The organism is Arthrobacter sp. zg-Y40 (assembly GCF_020731535.1).
Taxonomy (GTDB): domain Bacteria; phylum Actinomycetota; class Actinomycetes; order Actinomycetales; family Micrococcaceae; genus Arthrobacter_B.
In genome coordinates this window covers 46,353-61,645 of sequence record NZ_JAJFZS010000001.1, presented here as the reverse complement: position 1 = coordinate 61,645, position 15,293 = coordinate 46,353, and the positions used below count along the sequence as shown (strand labels likewise).

Sequence of the window (15,293 nt, the reverse complement as noted above, 5' to 3'; positions counted from 1 at the left end):
GGGCAGAATTGAGCGCGAGATGACTATTACTGAAGCCGTTCCCGCAGCCACCTCCCCGACTTTCTTCGAGTTCTCCGCCGGCACCGCCGTCGTCGAGCCTCCTGCCGCTCCCGCCGCCGTCGCGCCTCCTGCCGCTCCCGCCGCCGTCGTCGAGCCTCCTGCCGAAGGGCAGGTTGCCGCGGAACAGGCCGCGGCGGAGCCCTCCGCCCTTGGCGGGGTCGCAGACTGGGCTGTCGGCATGATGGAAAGCATCGGTGCCCCCGGTGCCGGCCTGGCCATTGCGCTGGAAAACCTGTTTCCGCCGCTGCCGAGCGAAATTATCCTTCCGCTGGCCGGCTTCACCGCCAGCCAGGGAAGCTTTTCCCTCACGGCTGCCTTGTTCTGGACCACGCTGGGTTCGGTTCTCGGCGCGCTGGCCCTTTACGGGCTGGGTGCCTGGCTCGGCCGGGACCGGATGCGCCGGGTGGTGGCCAAGGTTCCCCTGGTGGACCTGGAAGATGTGGACAAGGTGGAGGCCTGGTTTGAACGCCACGGCTATAAAGCGGTGTTCTTTGGCCGGATGATTCCGCTGTTCCGCAGCCTCATTTCCATTCCCGCAGGCATTGAACGGATGGGCCTGCTGACCTTCTCCGCGCTCACTACTGCCGGCAGCCTGATCTGGAACACCATCTTCATTCTGGCCGGCTACTATCTGGGCGAAAGCTGGCACCTCGTTGAGGCCTACGCCGGTGTTTTCCAGAAGATCGTCATTGCAGCGGTTGTCATTGCGGCTGTGTGGTTCGTTGCTGCCAAGGTCCGCAGCTCACGGAAGCCGGTGACCGGCGAAGATGCTTAACGCGGGACTGAACTTCACCGCGATCGACTTTGAAACCGCCAACGGATTCCGCGGTTCACCGTGCTCGGTGGGCCTGGTCCGGGTCCGCGGCGGACAGGTGGTCGAAGAGACTTCCTGGCTGATGCGGCCGCCCGAGGGGCACGACTACTTCGACCGGCGCAATGTGCGCATCCACGGCATTGAACCGGAGATGGTGGCCGGAGCTCCCCGCTTTGGCGAGCTTTTTCCCGAGATCGGGGCGTTCATTGGGGATGACCTCCTGGTGGCGCACAATGCGGCCTTCGACATGGGGGTGATCCGGTCCGCGCTGGAAGTATCCGGTCTGGCCGGCCCGGCGTACGACTATACCTGCACGGTGGTCCATTCCCGCCGCACCTACCAGCTGCCCTCGCACTCGCTGCCCTTCGCCGCAGAAGCGGCAGGCGTTCCGCTGCTGAACCACCACGACGCCACAGAAGACGCCCGTGCCTGTGCCGGAATCATGGTGGACATTGCCCGGCGCTGCGGGGCCTCCTCCATGCCGGACTTTTTCCTCCGCCAGGGCATGCAGGCTTCCAGGCTGCCCGCCTATGTGCCGGGCCAGCATGAGCTGTCCAAAGCCACCCGTGACGCCATGGCCAAGGGCACCGGGACGGCGGCTGCAGCGGGGACTGCCTGGACCGGATGGCCGTCCGAAGGGGAGAACCCGCTGCCCAACCCGCTCGCGGACCCCGCCCATCCCTTGTACGGGCAGACCGTGGTCTTCACCGGAAACCTGGGAATGGCCCGCCAGAGCGCCAAGGACCGTGCCGCGGAGGTAGGCGCCCGGACGGCCAGCAACGTCACCCGCGCAACCACGGTGCTGGTGGTCGGCGACGGCTTCGAACCGGCGGACCTTCGCAGCGGACGCCTGACTGGCAAGGCCCGGCGGGTCCTGGACCTGCATGAGCGGGGCCAGCGGATTGAAGTCCTCTCCGAAGCGGAGTTCCTCCAGACTCTCGGCGGGATTTGGCCCCGGGCTTCGCAGTAGGGGGAGGGCGGCGCGGCCGTCCGTCTGGGGATATCGCCGCGCCGGGTGTCCTGTACCTGTTTGCATAAGTACTTTGTCCACAGGCTCAAAAACACCTGTTGTTGCGGACTTTTGCGGTCGTTACTATCGAACACATGTTCGAATCATTGCGAGTGGCGGAGTGCTTGCAGCCCGACCCCTCGGGTCCCCGACCGGCGCCTGTTTTCCGCCTTGCGCCCGCGAGTGCCTCCGCTGCGGCTCCGGTCGTGGCGTCTTGGTCCCGGGCGCTCGCCTCCGAGGAATCCCTGGCCGGGATTGCTGCTGATTCCGATGCCGGGCTTGTTGACCGGCTCCGTGCTTTGGAGGAGCTGAAGGCTGCTGCGTGTGCGGCGCAGGCCCGGGTGGCGGCGGCGTTGGACGCATCTGTGCGTGCGGCTCATGCCCGGGCCGGGCTGCCCGCGGAGAAACAGGGGATGGGCGTTGGAGCGCAGGTGGCGTTGGCGCGGCGTGAGTCTCCTGCCCGCGGCGGCCGGATTCTGGGCTTCGCGAAGGCCTTGACGAAGGAGATGCCGTGCACGCTCAAAGCGTTGTCAGATGGCCAGATTAGTGAGTGGCGGGCGACCCTGCTGGTTCGCGAGACCGCCTGCCTGTCCGTGGCGGACCGGCGGCTGGTGGACCGTGAAATTGCCGGGGATCCTGCCGGGCTGGACGGGTTGGGGGATCAGCGCCTGATAGCGAGGATCCGGAAGATCACGTACCGGCTTGATCAGGCCGCGTTGGTGCGGCGGGCGGCGAAGGCGGAGGCGGACCGGTTTGTGTCCTGTCGTCCGGCTCCGGACACCATGACCTACCTGACGGGTTTGCTGCCGGTGGCCCAGGGGGTTGCGGTGTATGCGGCCTTGCGCCGTGCTGCGGATTCGTTGCGGGCCCGGGGCGATGCCCGCGGCCGGGGCCAGATCATGGCCGACACCATGGTTGAACGCATCACGGGCCAGGCAAAGGCTGAGCAGGTGCCGGTGGAAGTGCAGTTGGTGATGACGGACCGGACCCTGCTTGCCGGAGACCGGGAGCCGGCGCACTTGACCGGGTACGGGATAGTGCCGGCGCCGTGGGCGAGGGACCTGGTAGGTAAGGGAGTCCGTCGAAGGGCTCAGAAGACAGGGGAGCCCGGGGAGTCCCCGACAGATGCCTCCCATGGCTCCGGGGATCCTTCAAGCGGTTCCGCCGGCAGTGCGCCTGGCCCGACCGGCAGTGCGCCTGGCCCTGCCGGCAGTGCGCCTGGCCCGACCGGCAGTGCGCCTGGCCCGACCGGCAGTGCGCCTGGCCCGACCGGGACCTGGCTGCGCCGCCTCTACACCGCCCCAAGTTCTGGCGAGCTGCTGGCCATGGACTCGAAGGCCCGGTTCGTGCCGGCGTCTCTGGCCCGCCTGATCACGGCTAGGGACCAGACCTGCCGGACCCCGTGGTGTGATGCGCCGATCCGGCACCAGGACCACATTCGCCCACACCGTGACGACGGTCCTACGGAGGCAGCCAATATCCAGGGGCTGTGCGAGGCGTGCAACCAGGCCAAGGAAGCGCCAGGGTGGAAAGCGGCCGTCATCGGGGCGTCCGGTACCACCGGCCACCCGAGATCGCGGGTCCGGAAGGCCACTACTGCCGCCCGTCGCCACACCGTGGACATCATCGCGCCAACCGGCCACCGCTACCGGTCAACCGCCCCACCCTTGCCGGGTACGTAGCTGCGCTGCACCGGGCAAGCCGGGACAGCTAAGGGGCGATGGTTGTTGCCGCGAAAGCACCAGCGAGCTTCTCAATGGCGCTGTGCTCACGGAGGGCGTCGGCATCGGGCAACGCCGACGGTCCATAAAGCGTTCCAAGCATGCTGCCGGCGACCACGGCGGCTGGCGCGCCGCCACGGAGGGCTGCCTGACGGATGGCGGCCGGCACTATGGCGCCGGCGGAGTCAGGAACCGAACTGTTAGCGGCAGCGAGGGCGATCTCCAGCCCCAGGGCAAGCGCGTCCTCTGCTGCGGCTGGCCGGGTATCTTCTCCGGTGACGGTGCCATCCACAGATGTGCCGGCCAATACGGCCTGCAGCCGCTTCACGAGCTCGGGGGAGCCGCCGTCGTCGGACGCAACCAGTGCGGCCTGCTCCGCGGCCGCCTCCGCTGCGCCGCGCAAGGTAGCCCCGGGAGCCAGCAGTCCGTGCACCGTGGAGGCAAAGACCGCCGCGGCATGTCGGGACGCCGGGTGCCCGTGGGTCAGCGACGCTGCATCCAAGCTCAGCTTGTAGACCGTTTCCGCACCCACGTAGGGCAGCAGTCCGAACGGAGCTGAGCGGACCAGGGGTGCAGCGGAACTGTTTTCGGTGTTGACCGGACGCTGCCGGGTTGCCATTTCCCCCGTGGACAGGGCCGCGAGCACTTCAGGATCCGCGCCGGCAGCATCGGCAGCGCCGTCGGCAGAGCGAAGCAGCGGTTCGGCGTCTATGGCGCGCGGCTGAGGCACCAGGCCCGCTTCGGGCAGCGGCAGTCCCCGGCTGCGGAGCCAGCGCAGGTACGCCAGCCAGATGCAGGCTGTCTCGTCGGCTCCCAACCCCTGATTGGCCCACTCGATGGCTTCCTGCAGGCCATCCAGCGAGTAGAGGGCCAATTGCGTATCCGCTGTAATCCCCAGTCCGGCTGCATCCCGCGGCGGCACCGGATTCGCGAAGGCGTCGCCGAGGGCACCGCCTAACAGGCATCCCCGGATCTTGCCGGACAAAGATGCGAAGGAATCGGACACGGGAACGGAATGCGGTTCGGAACTCACCACTCCAGCATAGGTGCTGGGCGCTTCCTGGCCCGGAGCCGGAAGGCTGGATGCACAGGGGATATTCAGGGAGTTAACAGACTGCACTGAAACGGTGGGGTAGTTTGTTGTGAGTTCGAAAACATGTCTCTGTACCGGCGGCTGCATGCCGGCGGCACCAACCACACGTTAGGAAATCTTCTTCCATGTCATCTGAGTCCTTACCCCTGAGCGGTGCGCGGGCAGTGTCCGCCCGCGAAGCAGCGCCCGCAGACCGCGGCTACGACTACGGGTTTGTGGGACGCTCCGTGGCAGAGGCCATCGGATCGTTCCTGCTCGTTTTCGTTGGTGTGGCGGTCGCCATCTTCGCCACCGGCACGGGCATCACGTCCCCGCTGGCTTTCGGACTGGCGTTGGCCGCTGCCATGGTGGCCTTCGGCTACATCTCCGGCGGGCACTTCAACCCGGCCATCACCCTCGGCAGTGCCGTGGCCGGGCGCACGGCATGGAAGTATGTCCTTCCCTACATCCTGGCCCAGCTTGTGGGTGCCATTCTCGGCGTCGCCATCCTGTGGGTGGCCATCAACGGCCATGACCAGTTCGGTGCACAGACGAAGGAATTCTTCCTCAGCGCCTCCAATGGCTACGCGGAGAACTCGCCCACCGAATTCCCGCTGCCCAGCGCGCTGCTGCTGGAAGTTATTTCCGGCGCCCTGCTGACTGCCGTCTTCCTTGGAGCGACCGCCCGCCGTTACGGTGCGGTGGCAGCGGCCTTCGCCGTCGGCGTGACCTATGCAGTGCTGCTGACCATGCTGGCTCCGGTCACCGGCGGCGGCATCAACCCCGCCCGTTCCACCGCCACCGCCATCTTTGCCGGCGGCAGCGCGCTGGAGCAGCTCTGGCTCTTCTGGGCTGCACCCCTGCTGGGCGCAGTTATCGCAGGACTGATCTTCCTCAGCGTTGATATGACGGTCGAATCCCGCCGCGGCACCCACGACCACGACCGCGCGGAAACAGCAGAGCGTGTCGAGCCCGCCACGCCGGCCGCCGCCCATTCCACCACGGCGAACCCGGCAGCAGCCAAGCCCGTCACCGGTACGTCGCCGGTGGTGGACGAGGAAACCCGCGGTTTCTTCGACAAGCCCTCCGCCCGTTCCACGGATGAGGACCGTCCGCAGGACGGAACGCCGGGCGGCCGCGCCTAGCACCTAAAAACCGGAGAGTATCGACGGGGGCAGTGGCGAACGCCGCTGCCCCCGATCCGTTAACTGTCGGACCCGGCAGGTAGCTTTGAAGACATGCGCATACTGCACACTTCAGACTGGCACCTGGGCAGGTCCTTCCACGGCGTGGGAATGCTGCATGCCCAGGCGGACTTCATCGATGCACTGGTGGACACTGTCCGCGAACGCGGCGTGGACGCCGTGCTTATTGCCGGAGATGTTTACGACCGTGCGCTGCCTGCGGTGGACACGGTCCGCCTGCTGGATTCCGCACTGGAGCGCATCACGGGTGCAGGCGCCGCAGTGGTGCTGTCCAGCGGCAACCACGACTCCGCCGCCCGGCTGGGATTCGGCAGCGCCTTGTTCGAGCGTGCCGGGGTGCACCTGCGTACCCGCTACCAGGACATTGCCCGTCCGGTGCTGCTGCCCGCCGCCGGCGGCACGCTGGCGGTCTACGGCATTCCCTATCTGGAACCGCGGCTGGCGGCGCCGGAGCTCGGCGTCCAGGAGCCGAACCACTTCTCCGTCACCGCTGCTGCTGTAGAACGCATCCGGCAGGACATCCGCACCCGGCAAGAGGCCGGCGCCCCCGTGGCCTCCGTGGTCATGGCGCATACCTTCGCGAGCGGCGGCATCAGCAGCGACAGTGAGCGCGACCTCGCCGTGGGCGGGCTGGGAGCTGTTCCGCTGGATCTTTTCGACGGGTTTTCCTACACCGCGCTCGGGCACCTGCATGGAAGGCAGCAGCTCAGCCCCACCGTCCGTTACAGCGGTTCGCCACTGCCCTACTCCTTCTCCGAGGCGCGCCAGGCCAAGGGCGGCTGGCTCCTGGAGTTCGACGGCGACGGGTTGGTTACCGCCGAGGCCGTCACCTGGCCTGCGCCCCGCCGGCTCGCGGTGCTGCGCGGCAAGCTCGCCGATCTCCTGGCGGACCCGGCACTTGCCGATGCCGAAGACGCCTACTGCCAGGTGACGCTGACGGACAGCCAGCGGCCGGCCAAAGCCATGGAACTGCTGCGCACCAGGTTCCCGGACACGCTGGTGCTCACCTTCGACCCCGAAGGCGGGGTTCGCGGGCCGGCCCAGACTTACAGCCAGCGGCTGGCGAAAGCCACGGATGACCTGGACATCTGCTGCGGCTTCCTGGAGCACGTGCGCTCCCGCAGCGCCGCAGAGGAAGAGAAGGACCTCTTTAGGGAAATCCTGGACAAGGTCCGCGAATCGGAGGCAGCACAGTGAGGATCCACCGCCTGGAAATCCAGGCCTTCGGCCCGTTTGCCGAACGCCAGGTCATCGACTTCGACGAGCTGGGCGCACACGGCCTGTTCCTCCTCAACGGTCCCACCGGTGCCGGAAAGACCAGTGTGCTGGACGCTGTTTGCTATGCCCTGTACGGTGCCGTCCCCGGCGCCAGGCAGCAGGCCCGCCGGCTGCGCAGCGACCACGCGGACCCGGCAACCGCTCCGGAAGTGGTCTGCGAGTTCAGCTCCGGAACCCGCCGCTTCGAGGTGGTCCGCAACCCCCAGTGGGAGCGTCCGGCCAAGCGGGCCGGCGGCCGGAGCACTGTTACCGAGCAGGCAAAAACGCTGCTGCGCGAATACACCGGCGGAGCCTGGGTGGAAAAGTCTTCCCGCAATGATGAAGCCTCCACCGAGATCACCGAACTGCTCGGAATGAACCGGGAACAGTTCACCCGGGTGGTGATGCTGCCGCAGGGAGACTTTGCTGCGTTCCTGCGGGCTGACGCCGCCTCCAGGGAAGCGCTGCTGCAGCAGCTCTTCGGTACCTCACGGTTCGAGGACATCGAGCGCCAGTTGAAGGCCGAGCTGACCGAGGCGGAACAGCGCTTCGAAGCAGCCCGGGCACAGTCCGAGCACGTCCTGCGCCGGGCACGGGATGAAATCAGCCGTTACCGTGACGAGTTCGGCGCCCTGGCCGGGGAGGCGGACGACAATACGGCGGTGCCGGCCGAATCCGCGGCAGCCAGCGCGGGGATTGAACAGCCCGAACAGGAAATCGCCGCCTTCCGTGCCGAGCTGGGCACACGGACCGCTGCTGCCCGGGACGAGCTGGCGCAGCTGCGGGCAGTCCGGGAACGTGCCGAGAAGCACCTGCAGGACCTGGTTCACCTGCGGGCACGCGGCCTGGCCCTGGCGCAACTGGTCCGGGACGAAGCCGACCACGAAAAAACCGGAGCCGGGCTCCGGGAGCAGCGAAACGCCCTGGCAACCCATACCGCCGCTTCCGCGGTGGCCGGCTACGTCCGGACGGTGGACGCAGCGCAGGAACGCGCCTCGTCCCGGATTGCCGCATGGGAGGCCGCGTGGACGGAGCTCACCGCCCACCCGTTGACGGCCGCCTACCAGATGCCGTCCGCGGACCCGGTCCCCGATCCTGCTGCTGCGCTGCCCGAAGGACTTGTTGCCCGGACCGGGGCGGACCTGGCCGCAGCGAACGCCGCGCTGGAAGACGAAGAGCGCATCCATGCGCTCCTGGCCCGCGCAGCGACGGAGGCAGCCACTGCTGAAACCCGGCGCTCGCAGGCAGCCAAGGCAGGGGACACGGCGGCGTCCCTGCGCGAAGAGGAAACCCGCCTGTCATCCGAAGCAGCGGACCTGGACCGGCTGGCTGAGGGGGAGTCCCGGGCAGCCTCAGCTGTGACCCGGGCCGAAGAACTGGTCGCCACCATCCGCAGCTACGCCGACTCCCGCGAAAAGGCAGGGTCCGCTGAACAGGCCGCCGCTGATGCCCGGCAGCAGTACCAGGACCTTCGGCAGGCTTGGCAGGACCTGCTGCAGGCCCGGCTTGAGCAGGCAGCAGCGGAACTGGCACAGGAACTGGCGGACGGGGCTGCCTGCCCGGTGTGCGGTGGTCTGGAGCATCCGGACCCTGCAGCTCTGCCCCCGGGCCAGACCGCAGTCACCCGGGAAGCTGAACAGGACGCCAAGGCCCGTGCCGAGGCAGCCGAGGCAGCCTTCGACGCCGCGGCGCGCGTTGCGGGCACTGCCGCCGAAGCGGCAGCTGCCCTGCGGGCACGCGGCGGCGACGGAGATCCAGCCTCCGCGCAGGAACAGCTGGACGCTTCCCTGGCAGCCTTGGAAGAGGCCCGCGCCGCCGGCCGGAAGCAGGCAGAGGCTGCTGGCAGGCTGGAGCGGATCACTGCGGATCTGGCAGCGCTGGATACGGAGCGTTCGGGGAGTCTCCTCGAGGCGGCACAGGCACAGTCCCGGGCCGAAGCTGCCCGGGAACAGGCCGCCGAGCTGACCGCCCGGGTGGCGGCGGCATTGCACGGCTTTGAGAGCATAGCCGAGCGGGTGCAGTCGCTGACGCTCCTTGGCGGTCTCGTCCGCGCCGCGCGGGAAACCTTGGCTGCAGCCGAGGCCTCCCGTGAGGAACTTGTCCGCGTCAGCGCTGAACTCCGGGATGCTCTGGCCGGGACCGCTTTCAGCTCGGGCACGGAAGTCAGCGGAGCCCTGCTTGATGCCGCTACGGCCGATGCCTACCGTTCCGCACTGCAGGAATGGGAAGAGGAAGGCCGCCGTCTGCTGCTGCGGCGGGAAGGGCAAGAGGCTGCCGCGCCGGAAGACAACACCGGAGAGCCGCTGCCCGTACCCGATGAGGAAGACGTCGAGGAAGCCTCCGAGGCGGCGGCACTTGCCCGCAAGGAGCAGGAGGAAGCTGCCCTGCTGGTCCGGCTGCTGGAAGGATCGGCGGTCCGGCTCGCGGAGTACTCGACGGAGCTGATCCAGGCACTGGAACGGACAGCACCTCTGCGGGCGCGCAGGGACCTGCTGCAGTCTGTGGCCGACACGGCCCGCGGCGGCGGCGAAAACGAGTACAAGATGACCCTCAGCACCTACGTCCTGGCTGCCCGCCTGGAACAGGTGGCCGCAGCGGCCACCGAACGGCTTGCCGCGATGACCGGCGGGCGGTATGCACTGGTGCACAGCGACTCCAAGTCCGGCAACCGCAAGGCCGGGCTGGGCCTGCACGTGACGGATGAATGGACCGGCCAGCACCGGGACACGTCAACGCTCTCCGGGGGCGAAAGCTTTATGGCCTCCCTGTCCCTTGCCCTGGGGCTGGCAGATGTTGTGCAGCAGGAAGCCGGGGGAGTGAACATTGAGACGTTGTTTGTGGACGAGGGCTTCGGCAGCCTCGATGAACAATCACTCGAGCAGGTGATGGACGCACTCGAGGGCCTCCGCGACGGCGGCCGGGTGGTGGGCCTGGTCAGCCACGTCGCCGAGATGAAGCTGCGGATACCGGCCCAGCTGCAAATCCTCAAGGGACGCAACGGCTCTACCGTGCACTACACCGCGGGAGAGGCAGCCATAGCCTGATCCGCCCGGGCGGCATTCGTTGTGCTGGCCGCCGGTTAGGCAGCACGGCCCGGCGTGGGTAAAATCGCGCTAGTAACAAGGGTTGTGCGCACCGGGAGGGGGGACGGTGTGCGGTTCGACGTACTTGGATACCGCACCATGACCCACAACAGTTCCTCTTCCGACCCCTCACACCCCGGCGCAGCCAAGCCGGTGCCCGCCCCGGAAACGGGCCGCTACCAGGCGATTTTTGCCCTGGCCGGACGTTCCTTCTTCACCATCGGTTTCCTGGCCCGCCTGCCACTGGCCATGCTGACCGTGGGCGCGCTGACCCTGATCACCGAAGTATCCGGTTCCTATGCGCTGGGCGGGTTCGCCGCCGGCGGCGTCGGAATTGGTTCTGCAATCGGAGCCCCGCTGCTGGGGTACCTGGCCGACCGGATCGGCCAGCGTCCCGTCCTGTTGTCTACTGCGGTGCTGAACCCGGTGGCCATCGGGCTGTTCCTGCTCTCTGCCGCCCTGCTCGAACCGTCCGGTGCAGCGTTCTGGATGCTGGCTGCTGCGTTCTTTATGGGTGCCTCCTGCCCGCAGGTCGGGCCCATGGCCCGGGTCCGCTGGATGGCCATGACCGCCGGCCGCCCGCAGGGACGCGAGATGGACACTGCGCTCTCCTACGAAGGGACCGCCGATGAGCTCACCTTCGTCCTTGGACCGGCGCTGGTGGGCCTGCTCGCGGCAGCCGTCGCCCCGTGGCTGCCGCTGGCGCTGGCAGCCGTGCTCACAGCCGGGATGGTCTCGGCCTTCGCCGTCCACCGGACGGTGGAATCCGTGGTCCCGGCCTCCCGCCGCCCGGCGTCCCGCAAGGGCAACGCCCCCGCAGCCCCCGCCGGTGCCGCAGCTTCCGCAGCACCGGGGGTCACCCGCCCGAAGACGCAGTGGCTGGTCATTATGCTGCCCGTCCTGGGCATGGTCGCCATGGGGACCTTCTTCGGATCGACCCAGACCAGCCTGACGGCCTTTGCCGGAAGCTTCGGCGTAGCGTCCTCCGCCGGATTGCTGTACGCCGTGATGGGACTCAGTTCCGCCGTGGCAGCCCTGTCCGTAGCCTTCTGGCCGGAGCGTTTCGGACCGGCGGCCCGCTGGATGCTGTGCGCGGCAGCTATGACCGCCTTCTCCCTGTTGCTGTTCCTGCCCGCCGACATCGCCACCATGCTGGTGGTCCTGCTGGTCCTGGGCATCCCGGTGGGGCCCACCATGGTGAGTATTTTCGGTATCGGCGCCATTGTGGCCCCGCGCGAACTGATGGGCACTGTCATGACCATGCTGGCCAGCGGGGTGGTAACCGGAACGGCGCTGGGCTCGGCGGTTTCCGGCCGGCTGGCCGATTCCTTCGGTTACGGCCACGCGTTCATTGTTCCGACGGCCGCGGCCGCAACACTGCTGCTGCTCAGCTTGGTTGCCTCGCGGGCAGCAGCGGCCCGCCGCAAAGCCGCAGCCTGAACCACCCGCAGGTGTCGGGTGCGCCACGGTTGGCCTAGTATCGGATAAGTAGTCCCGCGAGCACCACTAAGGAGAAATACGATGGGAAATACCGAAAAGGACGCCGGCCGGGGGGATCAGCAGGAGACAGGATCACAGGGACCCGAAGGCACCATCCCGCAGAGCGAGGACGGTATTGCCGCTGGGAGCACCAACGAAGCCTCCAACTTTGAGCCCGAAGAAGACGAAGCAGCCGACGACGGCAAATAAGCGAGTCTCTTGGACAAACGGACCGGCCCCGAAGGGCCGGTCCGTTTTGCTGTGGTGTGGTGTGCTTTCCTACCCGAGGCTGGGAGCGTGGGCCGGAGGGGCGGGAATGTAGATGTTGCCGGTGGTGATCCCGCCTGTGCTTCCGGATTCACCGGTGACCGGTTCACGCAAAGCTGTCTCGCCTGCGGCAGGCGAGGGAAGATCTGGTCCGTCCAACAGGAAGGCTTCGGATGCCAGGTTCCGCAGCGTCAGGGCCACCTCGTGGGCTTCGGGACGGGCATCGACCAGCCGGGAGGTCATGGCCCGCAGGATTTCCGTCCACTCGGGCCCTACCGACTCGGGAATCGCGGGGTCACGAAGGAGGCGGGCCACGGCGGCCTCCACGATGGGGCCCGGGAAGGCCTTTTCTCCGGTCAGGCATTCCAGCAGCACCAGGCCAAGGGAGTAGATGTCCGTGCGGGGGTCCACAGCGGCGCCCTGTGCCTGTTCCGGGCTGAGGTAGTTGGCCGTGCCGATGGTCGCGCCGTGCGCGGTGGCCACGGTGGCCTCGACCATCCTTGCAATCCCGAAGTCGGTCAGCCGGGGGTATAGCCGGGTGTCCTGGTCCTCCTGCGGGAAAAGCAGGATGTTGGCGGGCTTCACGTCGCGGTGGATAACGCCGTTGCTGTGCACATAGTTCAGGGCATCGGCCAGGTCGGCGCCGAGGGCAGCCGTAGCCGAAGAGGAGAGCGGGCCCTCCTTGAGCTTTCCGCGCAGGTCGGGGCCGTCCACCAGTTCCATCACCAGATAGCTTGCTGCCCGGCCCTCGCCGTCCACGCTGATACCGGCGTCGAGGAGCGTCACCAGTCCGGGATGGTTCAGGGTGGCAAGCAGCTGCATCTCGGTTTGCTGGCGGCGGGTTTCATCATCCGCGTTGACCGAGGCTGCAAAGAGTTTGACGGCCACTTCGCGGCCCAGGTTCTCATCCACGGCACGGTACACCGAGGCGGCACCGCCGGAGCCGATGAGTTCGGTGGTGCGGTATCGGTGCCCTAGGAGTACATCCATGGGTGTCCTCCCTTGAGCGTGAAATTGAAAGCGGGAACAAGCCTCAAACCATCAGTAGGCTGATTAATCTCAGGCTAGCCCACTAGCCGTTCCATCGTAGACCGCGACAGGCCGGAATCCCGGCATATTCGAATGGACGTGACCAACTCGTAATATGGCCGCGCCGTGACAGCGGCAGGCTGCCGCGGGCTACCCTTTGAGGAAGTCCAGCGCTGCGCTCTTGAAAGCGCGCGAGGTGACCGCATTCGCATGGGTGCGCGCCGGCAGTGCCAGCAGTTCGGCCCGGCCGCTCAGCGCCGCCAGTTCCGGTGCCGTGGCAGCAAGGTCGTCACGGTCTCCGGCGACCAGCAGCAGCGGCATGCCCGGCACAGCCGCCTCGGGGGTGAACGGTTCCTCCTTGATGGCCTCGACCATCCGGAACAGTGCGGCGAGGTTGTTTCCGGGCACCAGCTGCGCCATCCGGAGCAGTTCCGCGGTACGGGGATCCGCTACCGGCGCGCCCCCTGCTGCCGCTTCCCGCGCAGCGTCCAGGTCGAATTCCGCCAGCGGGTCTGCACTGCCCGGACCGCCCAGCACCATCCGGTGCACCAGTTCGGGTTGGGTTGCCCCGAATTCCCAGGCCAGCCGGGATCCGAGCGAATAGCCCACCACGTCCAGCCCGCTGGCCGGGTCGCCGCCGGCGAGGGGGCGGACGCCGGCGTCCTGGGCCACCTGGAGCAGGTCAGCACGGATGCGGCTGGGCCGGTAGGAATCCAGGTCGGCCGGGGCGGCGCTGGCTCCGTGGCCGGGCAAGTCAACGGTGATGACCCGCCGTCCGGCCGCAACCAGGGCGCTGACCCACCCCGCGTCGTGCCAATTCAGCTGGGAGCTGGAGGCGAAGCCGTGCAGCAGCAGCACCGGGCGCAGGCCGGCGCCGGCAGCGCTGCCGCCGCCGTCGGTGCCCGGGAACTCCCGGACGTCCAGCCGGGGGTCGGTGCCTTCCACCAGGGAACCGTAGCCGGACACGGGCCTAGTCCTCGTCCAGGGCGGCGGTGAGCCGTACCCGGCGGCGCGCGGGCGCTTCCTGCGGCACGGTGCCGACAATGCCGGCGGTGTTGTCGGGCACCTCGAACACAATGAGCGGCTCGCCAACGTTGATCTTCTCGCCGGGCCCACCGTAGATCCGGGCAACCCTGCCGGCCTGGGGGGAGGGCAGTTCCACCGCGGACTTGGTGGTTTCCACCTCCACCAGCGGCTGGTTGCGCTCCACCTGGTCGCCTTCAGCCACCAGCCATTCCAGCACGGTGGCCTCAATCAGCCCCTCGCCGAGGTCGGGAAGGGGAAAGGAAATTTCAGCCACGCCGGTACTCCAATACTCGCTGGATCCCGAACAGGATGCGGTCAATGTTCGGGATGTATTCGTCTTCAAGGTCTCCTGACGGATACGGTACGTCGAATCCGGTGACCCGCCCAACCGGGGCGCGCAGGGTGTCGAAGCAATGTTCGGTGATCAGTGCGGCCACCTCGGCGCCCAGCCCGGAGGTCAGGGGTGCCTCATGCACGACGACGGCGCGCCGGGTCCGGCCCACGGATTCGGCCAGGGCGGCGGCGTCGATCGGCTTGAGCCAGCGCAGGTCCAGGACCTCCACCTCGATGCCGTCCTCCGCTGCCAGTTCCGCGACCTGCAGGCACCGGGCCACCATGGCTCCCCATGCCACCAGGGTGACGTGCTTGCCCGGGCGGACCACCTTCGCACCTTCGACGGCGCCGGCGTCATCCAGGTACACGTCGCCCTTCTGCCAGTATCGGGACTTGGGTTCCATGAAGATCACCGGATCCGGCACTGCTACCGAGTGCTTGAGCAGGTGATAGGCCTCGTGCGGGCTGGAGGGGGAGACCACCTTGAGCCCGGGAACGTGCGCGAACAGCGCTTCCAGGGATTCGCCGTGGTGTTCGGGCGCACGGATGCCGCCGAAGCTGGGCACCCGGAGTGTCACCGGCATGGGCATGGTGCCGCGGCTGCGGTAATTCATTCGGGCCAGCTGGGTGATGATCTGGTTCACCGCCGGGTACGCGAAGCCGTCGAACTGCACCTCGGGGATCGGGTGGAAGCCGGCCATGGCCAGGCCCACGGACATGCCCAGGATGCCGGATTCGGCCAGCGGGGTGTCGAAGACCCGCTCGGCGCCGAAGCGCTGCTGCAGGCCGTCGGTGATGCGGAAAACTCCGCCCAGCCGGCCCACGTCCTCACCGAGGACCAGTGCCTTGGGGTCGCCGGCGAGGATTTCGGCCAGCGCCCGGTTCAGCGCCTGCTGCATGGACAGGTGCTGGACCGGACCGTCGGCGGCGGGCACGGG

General features: G+C 67.9%; 13 protein-coding genes. 8 read left to right on the top strand and 5 right to left on the bottom strand.

Annotated features, from left to right (window positions below):
* The first annotated feature begins 19 nt into the window (after positions 1-19).
* From LJ754_RS00260 to LJ754_RS00250, 3 genes are all read left to right on the top strand, one after another.
* Positions 20-835: a DedA family protein gene (locus tag LJ754_RS00260; RefSeq protein WP_227924887.1), complete on the top strand. Its 816-nt coding sequence runs from the start codon at positions 20-22 to the stop codon at positions 833-835.
* Positions 828-1,844 (top strand): exonuclease domain-containing protein, encoded by a 1,017-nt coding sequence (locus LJ754_RS00255; RefSeq protein ID WP_227924886.1) that lies wholly within the window; start codon positions 828-830, stop codon positions 1,842-1,844. The genes LJ754_RS00260 and LJ754_RS00255 overlap by 8 nt, the downstream gene beginning before the upstream one ends.
* 245 nt (positions 1,845-2,089) lie before the next feature.
* The gene (locus LJ754_RS00250) at positions 2,090-3,565 is read left to right on the top strand and encodes an HNH endonuclease (protein WP_227924885.1); all 1,476 of its coding nucleotides are present in this window, start codon (positions 2,090-2,092) and stop codon (positions 3,563-3,565) included.
* A gap of 28 nt (positions 3,566-3,593) precedes the next feature.
* Here the strand turns inward: LJ754_RS00250 and LJ754_RS00245 are convergent, their stop codons facing one another.
* Positions 3,594-4,637: an ADP-ribosylglycohydrolase family protein gene (locus LJ754_RS00245; protein WP_227924884.1), complete on the bottom strand. Its 1,044-nt coding sequence runs from the start codon at positions 4,635-4,637 to the stop codon at positions 3,594-3,596.
* Between the two features lie 185 nt (positions 4,638-4,822).
* Here LJ754_RS00245 and LJ754_RS00240 point away from each other — a divergent pair, with 185 nt between their 5' ends.
* The 5 genes from LJ754_RS00240 to LJ754_RS00220 all read left to right on the top strand — a co-directional run bounded on the left by LJ754_RS00240 (position 4,823) and on the right by LJ754_RS00220 (position 11,910).
* Entirely contained in the window at positions 4,823-5,821 is a 999-nt protein-coding gene (locus tag LJ754_RS00240; protein WP_227924883.1) for an aquaporin, read from the top strand.
* 93 nt (positions 5,822-5,914) lie between these two features.
* On the top strand, positions 5,915-7,078 hold the full coding sequence (locus tag LJ754_RS00235; RefSeq protein WP_227924882.1) for an exonuclease SbcCD subunit D: 1,164 nt from the start codon (positions 5,915-5,917) through the stop codon (positions 7,076-7,078).
* Entirely contained in the window at positions 7,075-10,182 is a 3,108-nt protein-coding gene (locus LJ754_RS00230; protein ID WP_227924881.1) for an AAA family ATPase, read from the top strand. The genes LJ754_RS00235 and LJ754_RS00230 overlap by 4 nt, the downstream gene beginning before the upstream one ends.
* Before the next feature lie 138 nt (positions 10,183-10,320).
* On the top strand, positions 10,321-11,661 hold the full coding sequence (locus LJ754_RS00225) for an MFS transporter (protein ID WP_231705929.1): 1,341 nt from the start codon (positions 10,321-10,323) through the stop codon (positions 11,659-11,661).
* A gap of 81 nt (positions 11,662-11,742) precedes the next feature.
* Positions 11,743-11,910, top strand: a complete 168-nt coding sequence (locus LJ754_RS00220; protein WP_227914455.1) for a hypothetical protein — start codon at positions 11,743-11,745, stop codon at positions 11,908-11,910.
* A 69-nt stretch (positions 11,911-11,979) separates the two neighbouring features.
* Here LJ754_RS00220 and LJ754_RS00215 read toward each other — a convergent pair whose 3' ends face one another.
* The 4 genes from LJ754_RS00215 to LJ754_RS00200 form a co-directional block, all read right to left on the bottom strand.
* Entirely contained in the window at positions 11,980-12,957 is a 978-nt protein-coding gene (locus tag LJ754_RS00215) for a serine/threonine-protein kinase (RefSeq protein ID WP_227924879.1), read from the bottom strand.
* 189 nt (positions 12,958-13,146) lie between these two features.
* Complete coding sequence (locus tag LJ754_RS00210; RefSeq protein ID WP_442860292.1) at positions 13,147-13,962, bottom strand: alpha/beta fold hydrolase; 816 nt, start codon at positions 13,960-13,962, stop codon at positions 13,147-13,149.
* A 4-nt stretch (positions 13,963-13,966) separates the two neighbouring features.
* Entirely contained in the window at positions 13,967-14,296 is a 330-nt protein-coding gene (locus LJ754_RS00205) for a biotin/lipoyl-containing protein (RefSeq protein ID WP_227924878.1), read from the bottom strand.
* On the bottom strand, positions 14,289-15,254 hold the full coding sequence (locus LJ754_RS00200; protein ID WP_227925397.1) for an alpha-ketoacid dehydrogenase subunit beta: 966 nt from the start codon (positions 15,252-15,254) through the stop codon (positions 14,289-14,291). The genes LJ754_RS00205 and LJ754_RS00200 overlap by 8 nt, the downstream gene beginning before the upstream one ends.
* Between the last annotated feature and the right edge of the window lie 39 nt (positions 15,255-15,293).

Excerpts from the sequence above, each read along its gene's own strand:
- LJ754_RS00215 (WP_227924879.1), bottom strand. The coding sequence starts at position 12,957 with ATGGATGTACTCCTAGGGCACCGATACCGCACCACCGAACTCATCGGC.
- LJ754_RS00240 (WP_227924883.1), top strand. The coding sequence starts at position 4,823 with ATGTCATCTGAGTCCTTACCCCTGAGCGGTGCGCGGGCAGTGTCCGCC.
- LJ754_RS00260 (WP_227924887.1), top strand. The coding sequence starts at position 20 with ATGACTATTACTGAAGCCGTTCCCGCAGCCACCTCCCCGACTTTCTTC.
- LJ754_RS00235 (WP_227924882.1), top strand. The coding sequence starts at position 5,915 with ATGCGCATACTGCACACTTCAGACTGGCACCTGGGCAGGTCCTTCCAC.
- LJ754_RS00200 (WP_227925397.1), bottom strand. The coding sequence starts at position 15,254 with ATGCAGCAGGCGCTGAACCGGGCGCTGGCCGAAATCCTCGCCGGCGAC.
- LJ754_RS00225 (WP_231705929.1), top strand. The coding sequence starts at position 10,321 with ATGACCCACAACAGTTCCTCTTCCGACCCCTCACACCCCGGCGCAGCC.
- LJ754_RS00255 (WP_227924886.1), top strand. The coding sequence starts at position 828 with ATGCTTAACGCGGGACTGAACTTCACCGCGATCGACTTTGAAACCGCC.
- LJ754_RS00220 (WP_227914455.1), top strand. The coding sequence starts at position 11,743 with ATGGGAAATACCGAAAAGGACGCCGGCCGGGGGGATCAGCAGGAGACA.